Here is a 20,306-nt window from a genome sequence, read left to right on the forward strand (position 1 = left end):
GTATGGACACACAGTTTATAGTCTCCTTTGCTTTAATTGTCGCTACTTTTGGATTGTACATAGGTATTGCTATCTACAATAAAGCAAAGGCTACATCAGATTTTTACGTGGCAGGCCGAGGCGTACCACCTGTCTTTAATGGCATGGCTATCGGTGCTGATTGGATGAGTGCAGCCTCATTCATCGGGATGGCTGGAACGGTGATGGTTCTTGGATACGATGGTCTCGCTTATATCATGGGTTGGACAGGCGGTTATTTATTGCTCACCTTCCTTCTGGCTCCTCAATTGAGAAAATATGGACGATACACGGTCCCTGAATTCATAGGCGACCGCTATCGTAGCAATACGGCAAGATTGATTGCTGCCGTAGCCACGATCATCATTAGTTTTACTTATTCTGTCGGACAGCTATCTGGTTCAGGAGTCGTTATTGGGCGTTTGTTTGAAGTCAATACAGTGATTGGTACTTTGATTGGTGTGGCATTGATTGCTTTCTATTCTGCAATGGGTGGCATGAAAGGGATTACCTGGACACAGGTTGCTCAATACTTAGTGCTGATCACTGCCTACTTGATACCGGTTATTTTCATGTCGTTGCAATTGACACAAAATCCGTTGCCATGGCTTTCTTATGGGGATGTTATTTCTGAAATGCGTGTCCTTGATCAGGAACTTGGAATCTCAGAATACATCGTACCTTTTACAGAGGGTACGAAATGGCAATTCATTGCACTCATGTTTACTTTGATGGCAGGAACAGCCGGTTTACCGCACGTCATCGTCCGTTTTTATACTGTAGCTACAATGAAAGCTGCTCGTTGGAGTGGAGCATGGGCCTTATTATTTATCGGTTTGCTATATTTATCTGCTCCTGCCTACGCAGCCTTTTCCCGTTTTATTTTGATGACCGAAGTGGCTGGATCTTCTCTCAATAACTTACCTGCATGGACACAGCCCTGGGTAGACACTGGGCGTCTGTCTTTAGCGGATAATAACAGTGACGGGGTACTGCAATGGTCAGAGCTCGTCATCAGTAATGATATCGTTGTTATGGCGACACCGGAAATCGCAAATCTCGGGGTCTTCGTCATCGGTCTGATGGCTGCCGGGGCTATGGCTGCGGCACTATCGACAGCTGGTGGTTTAATGATCGCCATATCTGCTGCTTTGTCGCACGACATCTATTTCCGTTCCATGAATCCGAATGCCAGTGAGAGAAAACGACTATCTGTCGGGCGTTGGTCCATCGTATTAGCTACTGTTGCTGCTGGTTTGATTGCATTGAACCCACCAGGAGCGATCACCCAAATCGTCGCATGGGCCTTTGCATTAGCATCAGGATCGTTCTTCCCGGCACTTCTTCTCGGCGTATGGTGGAAACGTGCCAATGGGCCTGGTGTTATTGCTGGTATGCTTGTTGGTTTATCGGTTACGCTCGGCTACATTTTTGCCGCTAAATACGGTGGCTTCACAATACTGGGCATTATCGACACAGGAGCAGGCGTTTTCGGGGCAACTGCCGCCATATTGGCGAATGTCATCGTTTCCTTATTAACCGCTCCACCTTCTAAACAGACCCAGGACGAAGTTACAGACCTCCGTTACCCAGAACAAATCGAATACAAAAATGGAGAATACTGGCTGAAAGAAGATGTGAAGTAATATTAAAAGCGGAAGCGCCTTGATCACCCCCGACAAGCTTAAGCCAAGACTCGTCGTGACGTCCTTTGTCACAAAAATTAAGAAAGAAGTTCGGTTAAGTTCGCAACGTCCTGTTGCACCTCCGAACGACCCCACTTCCTGTGAGGCCTAAGACCTCGAGGGGGTAGGCGCTGGAGCTGGACTATACCTAAGAAGAAAAGGACCAGGTCACCCAAATATTGGATGACCTGGTCCGCTTAAACGTTTATAGTTACATGTGATGTAGTTTTTCGAAGTCTGGTTGCAATTTATTAGATACCGATTGATACACTTCGAAAAGGGATTGGTATTTTTTATGATTTTCAACATTCGGTTCGTAATGTTGGTTCATAGGAATCGAAGACTTGATGGATTTCAAATCTTCCACTTTTCCTAAGCTATAAAGTGCTACCCAGGCAGCTCCCCAGGCAGAACTTTGGTGACTGACCGGTATATCGATCCGCTTGTTGAAAAGGTCGGCAAGCATTTGAACCCAAACTTCTGATCGGGCAAACCCGCCGCTTGCAAAGATTTTGTCATGACTGTTACCAAGACGTTCGAGGGCACTTGCTATATGCAGAATAGAAAACAGCACACCTTCCATCGCCGCGCGTGTAATTTGTCCTTTTCCATGAGAAGGAGTGAGCCCGATGAAGGATCCTTTCGCTTCTGCTTTCCAAAATGGGGCGCGTTCCCCATTCAAATAAGGAAGGAACAATAAGTTCCCCGCACCTGCCTCTACTCGACCTGCCATTTCTGTCAATTCTTCCATCGGGATTTCCCGTTCCTCTAACAACAATTGCTGGACCCATTTCAGCACAAGCCCGCCATTATTGGAAGGACCACCCGTAATCCATAGATCATTTGTAAAACTATAGGAGAAGACTTCCTGTTTTTCATCCAGCAATGGCTGATTAGAGAATTGGCGGATTGCACCACTCGTTCCGATCGTTATTGCTGTTTCTCCTGGCTCGATTGCTCCGATACCGAGGTTGGCGAGTGGTCCATCACTGCCACCGATGACAAATGGTGTGGAACGCTTCAAGCCGGCTTTTTCAGCAGTTAGTGCATCCATACCTTTCATTGCATAGGTCGGCTCTACCGGGGTGAAAAGTTGATTTTTGCTCACCCCCGCAAGTTGAAGTGTCTCCTCATCCCAGTTATGGTCATGAATATGGAATAGCCCTGTCGCAGCAGCGATAGAGTAGTCCACGACTTTTTCCCCAAACCACCGGTATAACAAAAATTCTTTCACAGACACAAAGTAATCCGCTTGTTTCCATGGCTCGTAGTGGTTGTTCTTCATCCATAACAGTTTTGACAATGGAGACATCGGGTGTAGCGGTGTACCTGTCCGCATATAAACATCCGGGTGTTTTTCTTTCATCTGAGAGGCTTCTTTTGCGCTGCGTGCATCCGCCCAAATAATCGAGGGAGAAAGAGGGGCCCCTTCTTTATCCATACAAATCATCGAATGCATAGCTGCTGAAATACCGACACCTAGAATGGCCTCTCGATCTAATGTTTGGGTGCTTAAGTTCATCGCTTCGAGAGCTGCCTGTTCGATGTGAAGCGGGTCCTGTTCTGCGTACCCGACCTCCGGGTGGGAAAGAGAGTAGGCAACTTCATATTCCGCTGCAACTCGTCCATTTTCATAAAAAACAACCGACTTAGCGCTGGTCGTTCCAATATCTAAACCAATGACATACTTCATAATAAATTCCTTTCTACACACGCTTCCTTGATATGGCATCACGCATTTTTTGTGTGGCTTTCTGTGATTGTTCTTTCATTTTGACACTGTAATTGACGAAAAGCGAATCAATCAATGATAATCCGGCAATTCTTGAAGCGAGTGCTTCCGACCGGAATTCTGTTTCTTCAGCCACTGTATATAAGGAAAGGTCGACCATCTTCGTTAGTGGTGATTTCGCGAAGTTGGTAATCCCGATCACTTTGACATCGTTCTCTTTTACGACATCCACGATATCTAAAATATCCTGGTTGGACCCTGTATGAGAAATAACGACAGCAACATCTGTTGGCCTCATTTGCGACGCAGACATCAACTGCAAGTGAGTATCGTGATAGGCATACGCTTCCATTCCTGTCCGGATGAATTTATGTTGAGCATCCAGGGCCAGAATGTTCGATCCGCCACTCCCGAAAAAGAATACACGGTCTGCTTCTACTAAGTACTCCATTGCTTTTTGTAAGGAAAGGGGATTTTGAACGTCACGGGATGTTTCCAAAGCGCGAATATTCGCTTGGAAAACTTTTTCAGTGATTTCTAAGTCCGTGTCGTTCTCAGAAATCGTTTCATGTATATCTTGAATAGGATTGACTATTTCTGCTGCAAGAGCGATTTTCATTGCCTGATACCCTTTGAAACCTAAGCGCTTACAAAATCTGAAAACGGTTGCATCAGCGACCGTAAGATTATCAGCTACCTGATTAATGGTAGAGTGAACGATTTCTTCTGTATTTTCCAGTATATAATCAGCAATCAGCTTTTCTTTTTCACTAAATTGAGTGTAAGAAGAGCGAATCCGACTTATGACGTGCTTAGCGGGGGCTTCTATCATAGGTACTCCTCCTCTATATTCTATTTATCTATTATTGTATATGAAACTTATTTTAAATAAAAGTTCGGCATCGATGAAATTTTTTTCTAAAAAACTATTGAACAAAAAATGATTTATTGTATAATCGAAATTACAGAAAATAATTTTCAAAGTTGTCAAACAAAAAAGAAACTTGTCATTCTCTTTTTTTTTAGAAGTTTTATGAAAGCGCTTCTAGTAATGAGAGGGGGCTGGTTGATGGAATAGCGATGAAAATTGTTTTCTATGGAATCGATTCCTGTTTTTTGGTCGCTTATTGAAAGCGGTTACTGATTACAGGGTTCCTACCTAAGTTGGTGAAAAAATTTAAATACAAGGGGAGAGGTCGAACATGAAGAAATTATTTGGTTTATTGTCTATGGTTCTTTTGATTACGGTACTTGCTGCATGTGGAGGCGATAATGCAGAGTCCACTAGCGGTGATGGAGATGAAAGCGCTTCAGGTGATAGCGGGGAAACAAAAACGATCAAAGCTGGTATTGGTCTGAACAGTGATCACCCACAGTATAAAGGTTTACTTAAGTTTAAAGAGATTGTTGAAGAAGAAACAGACGGTGCAATCAAGGTTGAAACATACCACAGTGGTCAGCTTGGTGATGACCGTACGATGACAGAAGCACTTCAGCTTGGTACACAGGAAGTAGTTATTCCTTCCACAGCACCATTAGCAAACTTTGTTCCAGAATTTAGCGTTTTCGATATTCCGTTCCTATTCCCTAACGAACAAGTAGCGGATGAAGTATTAGATGGTGAAGTTGGACAAGAATTACTAGGAAAACTTGAGGAACAGAATCTTGTAGGTTTGTCTTACTGGGAAAATGGTTTCCGTGATCTTACAAACAGTGAGCGTGCGGTAGCGACAGTCGACGATTTCGATGGTCTGAAAATCCGTACAATGGAAAATGACTTGCACCTGGATGCTTTCAAAGCGCTAGGAGCTAACCCGACGCCAATGGCATTTACAGAATTGTTCACAGCTATGCAACAAGGTACAGTTGATGGTCAGGAAAACCCTTATGCAACTATCTACTTGCAAAAGTTCTATGAAGTTCAAGAACACGTTTCTAACACACACCACATTTACAGCCCGTTCGTATTCTTGATGAGTAAGTCTTTCTATGATGGTTTAACAGAAGAGCAACAGAAGATTGTCAAAGATGCAGCTGTCGAAGCGGGAGAACACGAACGTAAATTGAACCGTGAAGCAAATGAGAAATATCTGAAAGAACTTCAAGAAGAAGGCATGGAGTACACTGAAATTACAGATGAAGCTCGCCAGGAAATGGTTGACGCTGTAGCTCCTGTCGTGGAAGAGTACAAGAGCAAGATCGGTGAAGAAACAGTAGATAAAGTTTATCAAGCGATTGAAGACGCGCAAAAATAATAGAATGATGAAGAGTACGCTGTAGGGGGTCTGCAGCGTATTCTTCCCCATTCAGGGTCAGTTGAGGTGAAGAAAATGAACATCATTCGAGCGATAGATCGTAGGTTTGAAGAAGTATTGCTCTTCATTTTCTCGACCATCATGGTCAGTGTCATTTTCCTGCAAGTTGCGATGCGTGTTTCAGGAAATTCTCTGTCCTGGTCTGAGGAACTCGGGCGTTATTGTTTCATTTGGTTAGTTTATATCGGAATTAGTTACGGCGTGAAAAAACAGCGTCACATTAAAGTGGACGTCATGCTTCTTTTACTTAAAGGAAAAGCAAAATTAACGTTAGCCATCATTGCTAATCTACTATTCTTATTTTTCAGTTTGTATGTCGTCGTCAATGGTTACGACATTGCTTCCCAACTTCTATCGTTTGGACAGCAATCACCGGCCTTAAACATACCGATGGGGTTAGTTTACATGGCGACACCAGTAGGATTTGCATTGACAGCAATCCGTCTTGTCCAAAATTTGATTGTACAAATTAAAATGCTCATCGGTAAAAAAGAACTGGATGTAGCTGATGAACGTGACCGTATGCAAAAACAGGAAGGAGAGGATGAATCATGACAACAATCGTATTATTCGGGACATTCGCCCTCTTCTTACTGCTTAGTGTACCGATCGGAATCGCACTCGGACTTTCGACACTTGCGACGATTTTCTATACAGGTGCCATTCCTGTTCAATTCTTAATGAAGGAACTCGTCACATCCGTCGATTCATTCCCATTGATGGCTGTTCCCTTTTTCATCCTAGCTGGTGAAATAATGGGGAAAGGCGGTATATCCGAGAGACTATTCAACTTCGCTAACGCACTTGTCGGAAATAAGACGGGTGGTTTCGCGATGGCGACCATCGTCACATGTATGTTCTTTGCAGCAATTTCAGGTTCAGGTCCAGCTACTGTTGCTGCGATTGGTGGAATTATGATTCCAGCTATGGTGAGACAGGGTTATGACAAAAAGTTCGCAACAGCGACCGTCGCAGCTGCTGGTTCCATTGGTGTCATCATCCCGCCAAGTATCCCGATGGTCATCTACGGTGTCGTTGGTGGTGCATCTATTGGTGACATGTTCATCGCGGGTATCATTCCAGGACTTCTTGTTGGTGGTGCACTTCTTATCTGGGCATACATCTATTCGAAAAAACAAGGATACAAAGGTTTGACCGAAAAGACTTCTATGAAGAATATCGGAAAAACATTCTGGGAAGCAAAATGGGCACTAGTCATTCCGGTCATTATCTTAGGTGGAATTTACGGTGGTATCTTCACACCGACAGAAGCTGCCGTAATTGCCGTTGTATATGGTGTCATCGCTGGTTTGTTCCTTTACCGCGAACTCAGCTTCAAAGATATGCCGAAGATTTTTGCTGACTCTGCACTGACAACTGCAACCGTCTTGATCATCGTCGGATCTGCAACTGCCTTTGGTCGTCTGTTGACGATTGAACAGATCCCGACCCAAGTAGCAAACTTCCTGCTATCCATTTCTGAAAATGAGATTATCATTATTCTATTGATCACCGTTCTATTACTTATCGTCGGATGTTTCATGGATACGCTTGCGGCGATCATCATTTTGACTCCAATCTTATTGCCGATTGCGGTAAATCTTGGCTACGATCCAATCCACTTCGGTATTATCATGGTCGTAAACTTGGCGATTGGGTTCATCACACCGCCACTTGGAGTTAACTTGTTCGTCGGCTCAGGAATATCTGGACTATCGATAGAACAACTATCACGCGCGATTATTCCATACTTTTTCGCGATGATCTTCTCGTTATTAATGATTACGTTCATTCCGGAAATCTCACTTTGGTTACTCAGTTTCGCTGAGTGATGAAAAAGGACTGACCCTCCTTTGTGCGTATCGACCAAAAATCCCTTGCTTTTAGGCAAGGGGTTTTTGGGTTATAGGTGTTAAAAAACAAGATTCCAGGGTTGGACAGGAAGAAGAGGGAAGGCGTGGGGACTCAGTGTCCGAATCCAGCATTACCTTGGTGGACGCAGTAGTAACTCAACAGCCATGCCTTCTGTGTCAACAACGATAATTTACCTGTTCCATTCCATTGGAAACGAAAGTATTACATTAGTGACTACTTTATTCAGAATCATACGATTCAGGTATTATTAAGCATGTTTAAATAAGGAGGAAATAAAATGAGCGAACAAGTAACAAGAAAAGTGAAAGTGCATATGAAAGAAACACAGACGATTATGGAACTCTCACAAATCATTCAACGCTATGATTCAGAAATCATCCTGAAGAAAAATGTTCAAGGAAGTATCCACGAAGCAAACCTGAAAAGCTTCCTCGGTTTGATCAATCTCCGCCTGCATGAAGGAGATGAAATTGAAGTGACATGTATCGGCTCGGACGCCGAACAAGCCCTTCAAGAAGTCGAAAACTTCCTCCAGCCATAAATGGTATTTATTGTAAGACCTGGTCATCCATTTAATGGATGACCAGGTCTTACTTTATTTGCCATTTGTACAAAGAATTCATAATGTTTGGTGTCCCTGAAGTGAGAAAGAATGGAAGAGGTGGTAATCAAGTCGGAGTAAAAGGGAGAAGGAGATAGATAGTGGTTGTAACTGCTCCATTTATATTCCTCAGGTTCAAAAGTAAGCTGAGCACGACAAGGATTTAAGTGGATATACCGACTCACCTGAAGAATGGAGGAAGCATCATCCTGAAGTTTGGCTTTATAAGGACCCTCGAATAAATGGCCTACATATCCATACTTTTTGTTGAAATAAATCGCGTATTGAGAGTGGATATCTTTCATGAATGTACCTGGTGGAAGATCAATGGTTTCGATGAGAAGGTGAACGTGGTTAGACATGAGGCAAAATGAGTGGAGGTGGAAGGGGTGGGAGAACTTAGCTTCTCGTAGTAACTGTAAGTACTTGAACCTGTCTCGATCATCATAAAATATCTCTGCTTTTCTGTTTCCTCTTGCCGTGATATGATACCACGCTTTCGGAAACCATCGGCGCTTACGCATAACATCAACCTCTCTATAATTATTTTACACCAAACTTTATTCGACAAAACCATCCAAACTCCTGCTTGATTTCCAAAATTTGTCTCACCAGGTCACCCAATTATTACCGTACCAGGTCATACATATTTTTCCATTTAATACAACACATTTGAAACGACAGGATTTTACTTTTCTGATAAACTGATAAAGTTATCATTCAATCAATATAGAAACAGGAGGATAGTAGCCAATGTCGATTTTCTTCCAGGTGGTGCTTCCCGTCATTCTCGTGTTTTGCTCAGGGTTTGTGCTACAAAAAATATTGCGTCTCGAAATTAAGTCTATTTCAACGGTTGTTCTTTATATCATGTTACCTTGTCTCGTTTTTAAAACATTTTACGAGGCGACCTTCGACCAGGACTATTTAATGATGGTGATTTTCTCCGTGCTCTTATTATTCAGTATCCTGCTCATTAACAAGGTAGCTGCTAAATTGTTCCGTTATGGTTCATCAACAGAAAGTGGGTTGATTCTTTCCACTGCCTTTATGAATGCAGGGAATTACGGCGCACCGATCGTACTGTTCGCTTTTGGTGAACAAGGGTTTGTCTATTCCGTCTCCTTCATGGTGTTGCAGCAAATTGTCATGAACTTCTTTGGCGTGTATTACGCAGCTAAAGGAACGGCAGGGATCACCAGGGCCATTAAAACTGTCCTGAAAATGCCGCCGACCCACGCCGTCTGGGTTGCGCTTGTATTTAAATACACATCGATTCCGGTTTCAGAAAATATAATGTCGAGTATCACCCTTGTCGGGGACGCCACAATTCCGACCGTTATGATTACTCTTGGTATGCAGCTTGCGAATATTACGGTGAAAAATCTCAGTTGGGATAAAATCTCTTACGCAGCTACATTACGCCTGATTGGATCACCACTAATCGCCTGGGCATTGACCATAATTCTGCCGATGAGTGACATGATGGCGAATGTCATGATCATCTCCGCAGCGATGCCATCCGCGGCAACGACGACAATGTATGCTGTGCAATTCGATTCTAAACCTGAACTCGTCTCCAGCATCACTTTGATTACGACACTCCTAAGCATCGTGACCATCCCGATAACACTCAACATCCTCACATAGATTGAAATCGATACCGGAATATTACGTGGGGGTGAAGGTGCAGTTGGGAACGAGTCGTTTTCCGCGGGAGCGCGATGAACCTCATCGGACTTTGTCCTACGGGGGTTCATCAGGCACTCTATCCTACAGGGGTTTCCCAGTTTCCAGCGCACCTTGCCATATCTATTTCTTGGATTCAATAGTGGGAATAGTCGAGTGAAGATAATCTTACTCCAATGCTGTTAGAGAGATAATACAGATAGAACACAAAAAAGTTCCGCCAACGCAATCTTGGCGGAACTTTTATTATGAACTCTTTTCCTTTTTCTTTTCTTTCCAGAACATATACACATTCAAAAATAGGAACGCGACCGAAAAAATCGCACTGAATGTAGACATTTCAATGACATCTGTAAACCATCCAAGAATCAAATAGATAAGAAAAAATCCAGCAAATCCGAGATATAACATACCCATACGCTCTTCCTTTCCATAAAACATCGGTACCATTATAACATTCTATGGAACAGCAAGGAAAATCACTCAGACGGGTACATATAAAACCGGTAGATCGTAAATTCATTTCCCTCTTCGATGTTGAAGGATTGAATCGGAAGCTTGGCATATGTTGTACCATCGGTCTGTTCAAGGGAAATATGGAGAACGAATTCTTTATCTTCTAAAAGGGGGATTGGGTATGGATTTACGATTTCTACCATCCATTCATAGGCAAGACATTCTAAAAAAGCGTGAGCGAACATTGTCGGGGTGTCATCTAACCAGATGTTTGCAAGAGGAAACAAGGATCGGGACGTCTCTTCCAAGGCGATTCCTCCGTTACATTAGGATAACAACTATATTCCCTATTTATGGATTTGGTAAACACTGTAATTTCTCTAATTTGAGTTTAATACACTTTCGCACTCGTTTGACCGTCGATGGGCTCGTCTTCATCAGCTGTGCTACTTCATTGACGGTGTGGCCCGAGTAGCTATGGTCGAAAATAAGTCGTTCTCTTGAATCGAGCATAGTATGGTGGTGGATATCAAAGAGAAGAAGGGATTCATGGAGTGGATCCGAATCAGAAGGTGTGTGTTGGATGGAAAGAAGGAAAGAGGCTTCACGCTCACGTTGTTCATTCCGATGTTGTGTTTGGAAATGGTGGTAAAGACGCTGGATATAATACGTCGAAAACTTACTCAGAGTCCCGTCATACTTTTCAAGGCAGCGGTTGTAGACTAAATAACTTTCTTGAAAGTAATCGTCATGAGGCTCTGGGATGTTCAATAAGTTTAAAGTGAAATATACGAGACGCTCACAATCGGCGAATGGGGGAAGACTATTTTTCATGGCACTCTCCTTTCTGTAAGACTATTATCCTATATTTTCCATTGGAAGAAAAGAAAAATTTAATTTTCTCCTGAAAAAATTAAAAAAATCTTCATTTTGTGACACCAAATTCCCAATTTTTAACGATTATAGTATGAAAGAACAATTGGGAGGGTGTACCATGTTGACAGATGAAAAGTTTGAAAGAATCGTAAAAGACAGTGAAAGGTTGATTCATTATCATATCCATAAACTGCATATCATCGACCACAATGGCGATTTTTATGCAGAAGGGCTCTTTGCATTGTGGAAGGCCTATCGTACATACGACGCGGAAGCTGGAACTTTCACCTCTTATATCAATTGGAAAATCCGTAATGCATTGATTGATAAGATACGTAAAGATTCAAAGCAACAGGCACACGAGGAAGAGATCATGGAACGAATGATGACAGAAGAAATGTATCAGTGGGAAGATCATATCACAGATGAATTATTATGGAATCAAGTTCGAGAGTCTCTTACGAATAATCAATGGAAATGGGTGTACCATACGATGATCATGGATCGATCCGTTGTCCAAATCGCTCACATAGAAAAAGTCACGACAGATGCGGTGAAGAACTGGGGGCGTCATGCGAGGAAGAGGCTGCAAGGATTAGGAGAAATCCTTTGAAAAGCCCTGGAGAGCGCATCCCCAGGACTAAAAAAGATCATTTATTAATCGTTATGTTTATTTTGTTCAATCCCAATGCACGAGCAGCTTTTATCATTTTCGCAGCTTCTTGTTCTGCATCCTGGATATGGACTTCGTTTCTAGAGATGCTCAATGTCGTCCCGCCAGACAACATAGTCGCTTCATCTGATGTATGGTGACCTTCTTTGATTGTAAAAATTGGTTGCGGTTGTTCTTCATTTATCTCCTCATGACGCATTCGATTGACACGTCCACGGATTTTACGACCATGATAAACGACGCTCGCGTACGGGCAGCCAGTCTCAGCAGCGATTTCTCGATAGTTTTTATCTGTCTCACCGATCAAGCGCTTTACTTCGCTAAGATCATAATCGTATTGCTTACTCTTCTTCGCCATTCGTCGAATCCCCCTTTCATATTCTATTAACATTGTATACAATTTTTAGTTATTTTAATAGTATAGGTTATTAATTCTTTAAATCTTCCTAAAACCCTTACATTTGTTGTAAGATAATATTTAATTGAAGATATTTTTTGTAGGAAAGTGTGAATGACTTTGTTAAAAAAGATAGTATTTGCCTTATTACCGCTCGGGGTGATGGGTTTGATTTTTTTCTTCTCTTCCCAACCTTATGAGCAGCAGGACCTGCGACCTTCTATGAATCTCTATGTGCCATTAGATTTACTTAAGCCCATCCTTGAACCTGTCCGTTTTACTTATTACGGAGAAACCATTTCTATTGAAACTCGCGGCATCGATGGTATGCTGGAATTTCTTATTAGAAAAGCCGCCCATCTGACCGTGTTTTTCCTATTGATGGTAACAATGTTTCTCGCTCTTAACGAAAATACTAACTGGAGAGCAGGGAGTAAGTTGCTTCTTTCATACGTAGTAACAGTATTTTACGCCGCTTTCGATGAATACCACCAGTCGCTCACACCCGGCCGTACACCATACATAGGGGATGTTGTATTAGATAGTGTAGGAGGATTCACCGGCCTTCTGTTCATCGTATTAATCCTTTGGCGACAAAAACCCCGAACCAGCAGATAATCCTACTGGTTCGGGGTTTTATGTTTTAATTCTTTGGCTCGATTCTGTTTTCCGTAGCCTCTGACGCTTATAAGTATTTCATAATGGAGCGACTATTTCTCAGAGGCAGGAACCAATGTTTGCACACCAGATAAGTTCACATGCAGAGGTTCCACTTTGAAATCAGAAAGAGTTTCCTTCAATCGCGCTTCCTTCCCATCATTCCATTCATCAAAAAGCGCGACAGTCGTCGGACCGGCGCCACTGATGTAATGGCCAAGCGATCCTTCTTTTTCAAGAACCTCTTTAAACGAAGAAAATCCAGGGATGAGCACTTGACGGTATGGCTGATGCCACTGATCGCTTTGCATCATCCTTCCTGCCAATGCCCAGTTCTTCGTTGCAAGGGCGGCAACGAGGACGTTTGCACTGCCGCTATTATTCACGGCCTCTTTATAATCGATTTCCACCGGCAGAAGCCCGCGTGCTTTTTCCGTTTCTAAATGGTAATCAGGAATAATCGCAAGCCAGGTCAGTTGTTCCATTCCATCTGTGAAAGGAACATAATCCAACTGCTCTCCATCATAATTGGAGACCATGATACCACCGAAAATGGCTGGTCCTACGTTATCTGGATGACCTTCGATATCACAGGCAATCTTGAATTTTTCGTAACGGCTCAACTCAAGATTCAAAAGACGATCGGCCAGTTCAATTCCCCCGACGACCGCAGTAGAAGAGCTGCCTAGTCCGCGAGCGATCGGAACATCGTTCGTCATCTCGACGTGAGTGGGAGGAAGCGAGTCAAACCCAAGCGCTTCCGCTGTAAATAGTGCCGTCTTATAAATGAGATTGCTTTTTCCTGATGGAATGTATGGTCGATCCTCTTCTGGTACGGAAAAATACCACGCTTCTGCAGGCTCACAATCCAGTGTCACATATTTTGATAGGGCGATTCCGACAGAGTCAAAACCGGGACCGAGATTCGCAGATGTTGCCGGAACCTTTATTTGAAACCGGCTCATGATTGAACTCCTGTGACGGCAGATGCGAATACATCATAATCATTCTCGATGCGTACAGGTTTTATCGGACTCTGTTCCATTGCAGTCGTCGGGTCTTTCAATCCGTTGCCTGTCAGCACATGGACGACTTTTGAACCTTGTGGGATCGTTCCATCCTTCACCTTCTTGATCATGCCTGCGATGGAAGCACAGGAGGCAGGTTCTGCGAATACGCCTTCTTTTTCCGCCAGGTATTGATAAGCTTCGACGATTTCTTCATCTGTGACTTCATCAATTAAACCTTTGGATTCATCTCTTGTGGTCAATGCTTTATCCCAGCTCGCCGGATTTCCGATGCGGATCGCTGTGGCAAGGGTGTCTGGATCTTCAATCACTTGATTACGAACGATTGCTGCAGAGCCGCTTGCTTCAAATCCCATCATTTTCGGCAACCCGTACCCGTGACGGTTATTGTATTCTTTGAACCCTTTCCAGTAGGCCGTGATGTTTCCTGCGTTTCCAACAGGGATGCTTAAAATGTCAGGGGCAACACCTAAATCATCACACACTTCAAATGCGGCCGTTTTTTGTCCTTCGATGCGGTAAGGGTTCACCGAGTTTACTAGTGTCACAGGTTCATTTTCGGCCATTTTACGTACCATACGGAGGGCATCATCGAAGTTTCCTTTGATTGCAAAAATTTCTGCCCCATACATGACAGCCTGCGCAAGTTTCCCTTCTGCGATTTTTCCATCAGGGATGACGACGATACAACGCAACCCAGCTCGAGCCGCAAATGCCGCAGCTGAGGCGGAAGTGTTGCCGGTAGAGGCGCAAATGACCGCTTCAGAACCTTCTTCGATCGCTTTAGCCATGGCCATCACCATGCCGCGATCTTTAAAAGAGCCTGTCGGGTTGGCTCCTTCGATTTTTACATACCCTTCGATCCCGAGGTCCTTAGAGATGGACGGAATCGGGAGGAGAGGAGTGTTCCCCTCATGCAGTGTCAGTTTCGGTGTCTTCTCTGATACTGGCAAAAACTCTCCATACTCATGAATCAAGCCTTGCCACATGTCAGTCGCCTCCTTCTACGCGGAAGATGCTATCAATTTGTCGGACAGAAGGTAATCCTTCCAGGTCCTGTTTCGCTTTTTCAAAATCTTCTTCGCTCACTTGATGGGTCACCATCATAAGCTCTCGTTCCCCTTCATTTTCGGTAGAACGCTGTATGAACTGGTCGAAAGAAATGCCATATTCAGCAAAAATGTTCGTCAATTCCTTCAGCATGCCAGCCTGGTCGTCAACGTGAAGTCGCAGATACTTTTTCGTCAGCTGGTCTTTCTTCTCTTTCACTTGCTTAGGGAACTGTGGTTGAACGTAGGCTGTACCTGTCGTTCCTAACCGGATGTTCTTCAAAACAGCTATCAGATCTGCAACAACGGCTGTAGCAGTTGGAAGTTTTCCTGCTCCCGGCCCGTAAAACATCGTTTCACCGACTGCATCACCGTATACATACACCGCATTGTACTCATCATTCACGGAGGAAAGCGGGTGCTGGATCGGCAGCAATGTCGGTTCAACACTTACAGAGACTCCGTTGTGGTCGTTTTCCGCTATTCCGATCAGCTTGATGCGGTAGCCGAGTTCTTCAGCATATGTGATGTCATCAGACGAGATACCACGGATTCCTTTAATATCGACATCTTCCAGATTGCAAGGCATCGAGAATCCTAGAATTGAAAGAATCGTCATCTTTCTGGCAGCATCCAGGCCATCGACATCAGCCGTCGGATCTGCTTCTGCAAAGCCGAGGTCCTGGGCTTCCTTCAAGACACTATCAAAATCAACGCCGTCTTGTGCCATCTTCGTCATAATGTAGTTTGTCGTTCCATTGACGATTCCCATCATTTTGCGAATGCGATCGGAAGACAGCCCATCCATGATCGAGCGGATAATCGGAATTCCACCTGCGACACTAGCTTCATAATAAAGGTCACAATTATGCTTTTGGCATGCTTCAAAAAGCTGTTCCCCGTGTTGGGCGACTAAGTCTTTGTTTGCGGTTACAATATGCTTCCCGTGTTCAATCGCTTCTAATAATATGGTTAAGGTGTGATCGATCCCGCCCATCACCTCTACGATGACATCAATCTCCGGATCTCTCGTAATATCTTCATATCGATCCGTCAACTGGGTGTCAGCCGGAACCTCGCGCGGTTTAGAAACGTCGTGGACAAGCACGGACTTAATCGTGACATCACACCCTGTTTTATGTTCAATGCGTTCTTTATGGTCACGAAGGATCTCAATGACTCCGCTTCCGACCGTCCCTAGTCCTAGCAGTCCTACGGTAATGGTATTTTTCATCGTTCACACTCCTGTCTACTTGGTATAAACATTATTCTTTATATAAAGGACATTGTAACGGAAAGGAAATTGAAGTACAAGAGTGAATTATCCGACGATTGAAAAGAAAGCGCAATCATTTTTAGGATGCCTTGTAACGAGGGAAAAGGACACAATTTATATAATAGAAGAAAATTATATTTCATAGAGAGAAAATTTTATGAAAACTATTTATTAAATAAAATTCAAGCCGGAAAATCACTTTTCATGATAAACCATGAGGAAATCTATAAAAATAGAATAATTGGGAAAAATAAGGTAACTTGACGAATAATGGAAATTGTTTTATAACTAACATGTAATATGTACTAGGAGGTGAGAACTATGGTGAACTTAGGCGGCCCACTACCAAGTCCACTTAGAAAGTATGAAACATACATCAAGGACCTTGTCTTGGAATTGGGTTTAACTGGAAAAGCAGATGAATTTATTAGAGAGGGAAAGGCCGCCGTGTATCGGATACAACGGGAATTAGGATCCTCAACTGACGATTTGGCCTATTATACTGGCATAAGAGAGCACATTATCCGATTGATTATAAATTAATAAAGAAGTGACAAAAAGAAACGTTGTTGATAGGAAGCGAACAACGTTTCTTTTTTTGCCCGTCGTTGGAAATATCTTGTTGCCCTCTTCTTGTTGACCAGGTCATACAAATATTTCCATATAACATTCGTAAACATGAAATGCTACAATAGTGGAAAGGCATACATAGATTTTTGAACGATTCCTTCTCATAGTGTAAAAAGTATAGAAAAGAAGAATATTTTCATATTATGAGCCGAAAAAACAGGAATTCAGCCAAATAGTGGCGAATGAAAAGACGTAGGAAATCCTTTGCAGAAATGTTGGAATCATTCATATGGATAGATTTTAAAACGGACGAATGATCTTCCAATGAAAAGTAGTATCCCTGTTTCAAAAAACAACTAGAAATAAAGGAGAGTGTTGTGCATGTGGAAAAATGATTACAACCGTTGGAAAGAATTCACCGAACTGGATGCAGATCTTGCAGCTAAACTAGAAGAATTAACATCAGATGAGCAGTCTTTAGAAGATGCTTTCTATAAGAATCTCGAATTCGGAACAGGCGGCATGCGGGGAAAACTCGGCCCTGGGACGAACCGGATGAACATTTATACGGTCAGAAAAGCAGCGGAGGGTCTCGCCACTTATGTCAATGACCAGGGATTATCCAATCGAGGAGTAGCCATCGCCTATGATTCTCGTTACATGTCCAAGGAGTTCGCTGTAGAAACAGCTCGTGTCCTTGGACATCATGGCATTCCTTCTTATGTATTCACATCATTGCGACCGACACCGGAATTGTCCTTCGCTGTCCGTCATTTGAATGCCGCAGCGGGTGTTGTCGTAACAGCAAGCCACAACCCTCCGGAATATAATGGTTTCAAAGCATATAATGAAGATGGTGGACAACTTCCGCCTGCACAAGCAGAAATCATGATCGATTTTGTCAACAAAGTCGAAAATGAACTGAGTATCGAAGCGGCCGACCAAAAAGAGCTCGAACAAAACGGTCTGCTTCGCTGGGTCGATGAGGAAGTCGATGCGGCATACCTTGAAGCATTGAAAACCGTCACCGTCCAGCCAGACATCAAAAAGGATCTATCCCTTGTGTTCACTCCTCTGCACGGAACAGCACGTGACCTCGTCGAAAAAGGATTGGAGCAAAGCGGCTTCACATCTGTTCATATTGTAGAAGAACAAGCAAAGCCTGATCCAGAATTCTCGACAGTTGCTTCCCCGAACCCGGAAGAACACCAGGCTTTTGAATTGGCGATTGAACAAGGGAAAAAGGTGGGGGCCGACCTTTTGATGGCAACAGACCCTGACGCCGATCGTCTAGGTGTAGCCGTTCCGAATGAAGATGGTGAATACGTCGTACTTACAGGTAACCAGACCGGTGCCCTGCTTCTTGATTATATTTTAGGGCAATCCAAAGAGTTACCGAAAAACGGGCAGCTCATCAAAACAATTGTTACCTCAGAATTCGGCCGTGTAATCGCGAACTCCTATGGCATCAGTTCTTTGGATACATTGACAGGATTCAAATTCATCGGGGAAAAAATTCGCGAATATGAGCAAACAGGTGAGCATCAGTTCATGTTCGGATACGAAGAAAGCTACGGTTATCTCGTCAAAGACTTTGCCCGGGACAAAGACGCTGTTCAAGCAGCTGTCCTTGCAGCAGAAGTCGGTGCCTACTGGAAGAACCAGGGGAAGACACTTCTTGATGCATTAGATGACCTTTACGAAAAACATGGCTACTTCCTCGAAGACCTTCAGTCCATGAAGCTTGAAGGTAAATCAGGCGCGGATCAAATCAGGAACATTATGGACGACTTCCGCAACGCAGATATCAAGGAAGCGGGCGGGAAAAAAGTGGTGGCCGTCGAAGACTATTCCACTACCGTTCGTAAATATGTCCAGGAAGACAAACAAGAAGAAATGGACCTGCCGACATCCAATGTCGTCAAATTCATCCTTGAAGATGATTGCTGGTTCTGTCTTCGTCCATCCGGTACAGAGCCGAAAATTAAGTTCTATTATGGTGTAAAATCAGAATCCAAAGCAAAAAGTGCAGAACTGTTGGCAGCAGTAAAAGCTACCGTCAACGAACGTTTACATGCATTGATCTAATAAAAAAAACCGTTCCCGGAAATTTCCGGGAACGGTTTTTTTGCGTTAAGACGCATGTTTTGTAAATAAGTCATTTTGCTTTTGAGTTAGGACACAATCACCTGTGGTTAAGTCACGATAAGACACTTTCCACGAATCCAGAGAACTCACTACACGCTGAGAACACGAATCCTCTTCCCATAGCCAACAAACACAGCCTATTTTCAACCCACAACATAGAAATCGCTTTCATTCCATTGACAAATACGCGATAATAGAATAAAATACTGAAAATTCAGATTTAACCACAGTACCCAGTTCAAGCCAAACAAACAAGCTAAACTTCTTCGAGATACACTTGATAAGACCTGCCTGTCACTATCCATGTGGCAAAATAACATCTGCAGAAAACAACGGACTTCTTCTCGCGGAAATCTTCATCACAACCATTGGACCAGTGTCTAAATTTCAAAAAGGGGTGGGCCCATGTTGAACATAAAAATGCTAAAACCATACTATGTTAAGGAAGACAAACGGTTCATTCGAGTTGTATTAGCCTACCAGTATTTTTCATTATTCATCGACCAAAAGCTTTATCAGTTCATTCCAATGGAATCAAGGGAAATTATTATCGACCGCAATCGTCAGCGGGTGCATAACGTCTTCGATATTTTCGTTTTTCAACGAGGCAAGGACATGGTTTATGTTTCCATCGCCGACCTGCTTCAACTGCCGGAGTTTTTGTCGCACCTCCACTCGATTGTGTCGCCGTATTATGAAGAGGGGATCGAAATTAGCCAGCAAATATCTAAAGAAGTGAAAGAACTTATCCGTGAATTAGAAAAAAACAACCTTCGACGCCTCATCGACAAGGCGATCGATCAAAAGGATGAAGACACCTTCCGTCTTCTTACTGAAAAATGGAATCAGATGTACAAATGACCATCAAAATACCCAGGTAGGAGGGCCCTCTTACCTGGGTAATTTCATTTATTCTCTATTCTACAATTAACAACAATAAATTTGTATGAATAGTCAAAAAATACATGATTATAATTAAAAATATATGAACTTTGTTAAAAAGTTTGTTATTTTTTCAGTTATAATAGAAATACATTAGAAAAATACTTATAGGGTATAGGATTGAATTATCTCAATTAGGGGTGGGAGCAAACAAATGGAGACGCTACCTAAGCAAAAAGTCGATTGTGATTGGGTTCACTTATTAGAAGAAGCACGTGAACTAGGTTTGAGTATTGATGAAATAAGAGAGTTTTTGCGGAAAGGAACAATTAGGTAGCACCCTTCACTTGAAAGGGTGTTCTTTTTTTGCCATTATATA

At 43.0% G+C, this 20,306-nt stretch carries 23 protein-coding genes; 12 read left to right on the forward strand and 11 right to left on the reverse strand.

The window, feature by feature from the left end; genetic code table 11:
• The first annotated feature begins 2 nt into the window (after positions 1-2).
• Positions 3-1,664, forward strand: a complete 1,662-nt coding sequence (locus BMZ58_RS14385) for a sodium:solute symporter family protein (protein WP_075037258.1) — start codon at positions 3-5, stop codon at positions 1,662-1,664.
• A 250-nt stretch (positions 1,665-1,914) separates the two neighbouring features.
• Here BMZ58_RS14385 and BMZ58_RS14390 read toward each other — a convergent pair whose 3' ends face one another.
• Both BMZ58_RS14390 and BMZ58_RS14395 read right to left on the reverse strand, forming a co-directional pair.
• Positions 1,915-3,396: a gluconokinase gene (locus tag BMZ58_RS14390; RefSeq protein ID WP_075037259.1), complete on the reverse strand. Its 1,482-nt coding sequence runs from the start codon at positions 3,394-3,396 to the stop codon at positions 1,915-1,917.
• A gap of 13 nt (positions 3,397-3,409) precedes the next feature.
• On the reverse strand, positions 3,410-4,267 hold the full coding sequence (locus tag BMZ58_RS14395; RefSeq protein ID WP_075037260.1) for a MurR/RpiR family transcriptional regulator: 858 nt from the start codon (positions 4,265-4,267) through the stop codon (positions 3,410-3,412).
• 370 nt (positions 4,268-4,637) lie between these two features.
• Here BMZ58_RS14395 and BMZ58_RS14400 point away from each other — a divergent pair, with 370 nt between their 5' ends.
• The 4 genes from BMZ58_RS14400 to BMZ58_RS14415 all read left to right on the forward strand — a co-directional run bounded on the left by BMZ58_RS14400 (position 4,638) and on the right by BMZ58_RS14415 (position 8,166).
• Positions 4,638-5,690 carry a TRAP transporter substrate-binding protein gene (locus tag BMZ58_RS14400; RefSeq protein WP_075037261.1) on the forward strand — a complete coding sequence of 351 codons (1,053 nt, stop codon included), beginning with the start codon at positions 4,638-4,640 and terminating at the stop codon, positions 5,688-5,690.
• A gap of 75 nt (positions 5,691-5,765) precedes the next feature.
• Entirely contained in the window at positions 5,766-6,305 is a 540-nt protein-coding gene (locus tag BMZ58_RS14405; RefSeq protein WP_075037262.1) for a TRAP transporter small permease, read from the forward strand.
• A complete protein-coding gene (locus tag BMZ58_RS14410) occupies positions 6,302-7,582 on the forward strand; it encodes a TRAP transporter large permease (protein ID WP_075037263.1) in 1,281 nt (426 codons plus the stop codon). Before BMZ58_RS14405 ends, BMZ58_RS14410 begins: the two co-directional genes overlap by 4 nt.
• A gap of 320 nt (positions 7,583-7,902) precedes the next feature.
• Complete coding sequence (locus BMZ58_RS14415; RefSeq protein ID WP_075037264.1) at positions 7,903-8,166, forward strand: HPr family phosphocarrier protein; 264 nt, start codon at positions 7,903-7,905, stop codon at positions 8,164-8,166.
• A 23-nt stretch (positions 8,167-8,189) separates the two neighbouring features.
• Here BMZ58_RS14415 and BMZ58_RS14420 read toward each other — a convergent pair whose 3' ends face one another.
• Positions 8,190-8,750: a transposase gene (locus BMZ58_RS14420; protein ID WP_075037265.1), complete on the reverse strand. Its 561-nt coding sequence runs from the start codon at positions 8,748-8,750 to the stop codon at positions 8,190-8,192.
• 229 nt (positions 8,751-8,979) lie between these two features.
• Between BMZ58_RS14420 and BMZ58_RS14425 the strand changes: the two genes are divergently transcribed.
• Positions 8,980-9,876: an AEC family transporter gene (locus BMZ58_RS14425; protein WP_075037266.1), complete on the forward strand. Its 897-nt coding sequence runs from the start codon at positions 8,980-8,982 to the stop codon at positions 9,874-9,876.
• Between the two features lie 285 nt (positions 9,877-10,161).
• Here BMZ58_RS14425 and BMZ58_RS21195 read toward each other — a convergent pair whose 3' ends face one another.
• From BMZ58_RS21195 to BMZ58_RS14435, 3 genes are read right to left on the reverse strand one after another with little or no spacing between them, the layout of a single operon-like run.
• Entirely contained in the window at positions 10,162-10,365 is a 204-nt protein-coding gene (locus BMZ58_RS21195; RefSeq protein ID WP_083412796.1) for a hypothetical protein, read from the reverse strand.
• A 29-nt stretch (positions 10,366-10,394) separates the two neighbouring features.
• On the reverse strand, positions 10,395-10,679 hold the full coding sequence (locus tag BMZ58_RS14430; protein ID WP_075037267.1) for a hypothetical protein: 285 nt from the start codon (positions 10,677-10,679) through the stop codon (positions 10,395-10,397).
• 43 nt (positions 10,680-10,722) lie between these two features.
• The gene (locus BMZ58_RS14435; protein ID WP_075037268.1) at positions 10,723-11,205 is read right to left on the reverse strand and encodes a sigma-70 family RNA polymerase sigma factor; all 483 of its coding nucleotides are present in this window, start codon (positions 11,203-11,205) and stop codon (positions 10,723-10,725) included.
• A gap of 160 nt (positions 11,206-11,365) precedes the next feature.
• Here BMZ58_RS14435 and BMZ58_RS14440 point away from each other — a divergent pair, with 160 nt between their 5' ends.
• Entirely contained in the window at positions 11,366-11,860 is a 495-nt protein-coding gene (locus tag BMZ58_RS14440; protein WP_075037269.1) for a sigma-70 family RNA polymerase sigma factor, read from the forward strand.
• A gap of 37 nt (positions 11,861-11,897) precedes the next feature.
• On the opposite strand, the gene BMZ58_RS14445 is transcribed toward BMZ58_RS14440, so the two are convergent.
• On the reverse strand, positions 11,898-12,278 hold the full coding sequence (locus tag BMZ58_RS14445; protein ID WP_075037270.1) for a hypothetical protein: 381 nt from the start codon (positions 12,276-12,278) through the stop codon (positions 11,898-11,900).
• A gap of 153 nt (positions 12,279-12,431) precedes the next feature.
• Here BMZ58_RS14445 and BMZ58_RS14450 point away from each other — a divergent pair, with 153 nt between their 5' ends.
• A complete protein-coding gene (locus BMZ58_RS14450) occupies positions 12,432-12,935 on the forward strand; it encodes a VanZ family protein (RefSeq protein ID WP_075037271.1) in 504 nt (167 codons plus the stop codon).
• A 92-nt stretch (positions 12,936-13,027) separates the two neighbouring features.
• Here BMZ58_RS14450 and thrB read toward each other — a convergent pair whose 3' ends face one another.
• From thrB to BMZ58_RS14465, 3 genes are read right to left on the reverse strand one after another with little or no spacing between them, the layout of a single operon-like run.
• Complete coding sequence (gene thrB / locus BMZ58_RS14455; protein WP_075037272.1) at positions 13,028-13,939, reverse strand: homoserine kinase; 912 nt, start codon at positions 13,937-13,939, stop codon at positions 13,028-13,030.
• Positions 13,936-14,991: a threonine synthase gene (gene thrC / locus BMZ58_RS14460; RefSeq protein WP_075037273.1), complete on the reverse strand. Its 1,056-nt coding sequence runs from the start codon at positions 14,989-14,991 to the stop codon at positions 13,936-13,938. The genes thrB and thrC overlap by 4 nt, the downstream gene beginning before the upstream one ends.
• Before the next feature lies 1 nt (position 14,992).
• Positions 14,993-16,285 carry a homoserine dehydrogenase gene (locus tag BMZ58_RS14465; RefSeq protein ID WP_075037274.1) on the reverse strand — a complete coding sequence of 431 codons (1,293 nt, stop codon included), beginning with the start codon at positions 16,283-16,285 and terminating at the stop codon, positions 14,993-14,995.
• Positions 16,286-16,648: 363 nt separating this feature from the next.
• Here BMZ58_RS14465 and BMZ58_RS14470 point away from each other — a divergent pair, with 363 nt between their 5' ends.
• Entirely contained in the window at positions 16,649-16,870 is a 222-nt protein-coding gene (locus BMZ58_RS14470; RefSeq protein ID WP_075037275.1) for a hypothetical protein, read from the forward strand.
• Here the strand turns inward: BMZ58_RS14470 and BMZ58_RS21200 are convergent.
• The gene (locus BMZ58_RS21200; RefSeq protein ID WP_167360090.1) at positions 16,867-17,007 is read right to left on the reverse strand and encodes a hypothetical protein; all 141 of its coding nucleotides are present in this window, start codon (positions 17,005-17,007) and stop codon (positions 16,867-16,869) included. The two genes, BMZ58_RS14470 and BMZ58_RS21200, sit on opposite strands and share 4 nt — an antisense overlap.
• A 271-nt stretch (positions 17,008-17,278) precedes the next feature.
• On the opposite strand from BMZ58_RS21200, the gene BMZ58_RS14475 reads away from it, so the two are divergent.
• From BMZ58_RS14475 to BMZ58_RS14485, 3 genes are all read left to right on the forward strand, one after another.
• Positions 17,279-18,985, forward strand: a complete 1,707-nt coding sequence (locus BMZ58_RS14475) for a phospho-sugar mutase (protein WP_075037276.1) — start codon at positions 17,279-17,281, stop codon at positions 18,983-18,985.
• Between the two features lie 480 nt (positions 18,986-19,465).
• Positions 19,466-19,906, forward strand: a complete 441-nt coding sequence (locus BMZ58_RS14480) for an IDEAL domain-containing protein (RefSeq protein ID WP_341864790.1) — start codon at positions 19,466-19,468, stop codon at positions 19,904-19,906.
• Positions 19,907-20,141: 235 nt separating this feature from the next.
• A complete protein-coding gene (locus tag BMZ58_RS14485) occupies positions 20,142-20,264 on the forward strand; it encodes an anti-repressor SinI family protein (protein ID WP_083412798.1) in 123 nt (40 codons plus the stop codon).
• Positions 20,265-20,306 lie beyond the last annotated feature (42 nt).

It is taken from the genome of Halobacillus dabanensis (genome assembly GCF_900114165.1).
In the GTDB taxonomy this organism is placed as follows: domain Bacteria; phylum Bacillota; class Bacilli; order Bacillales; family Halobacillaceae; genus Halobacillus; species Halobacillus dabanensis.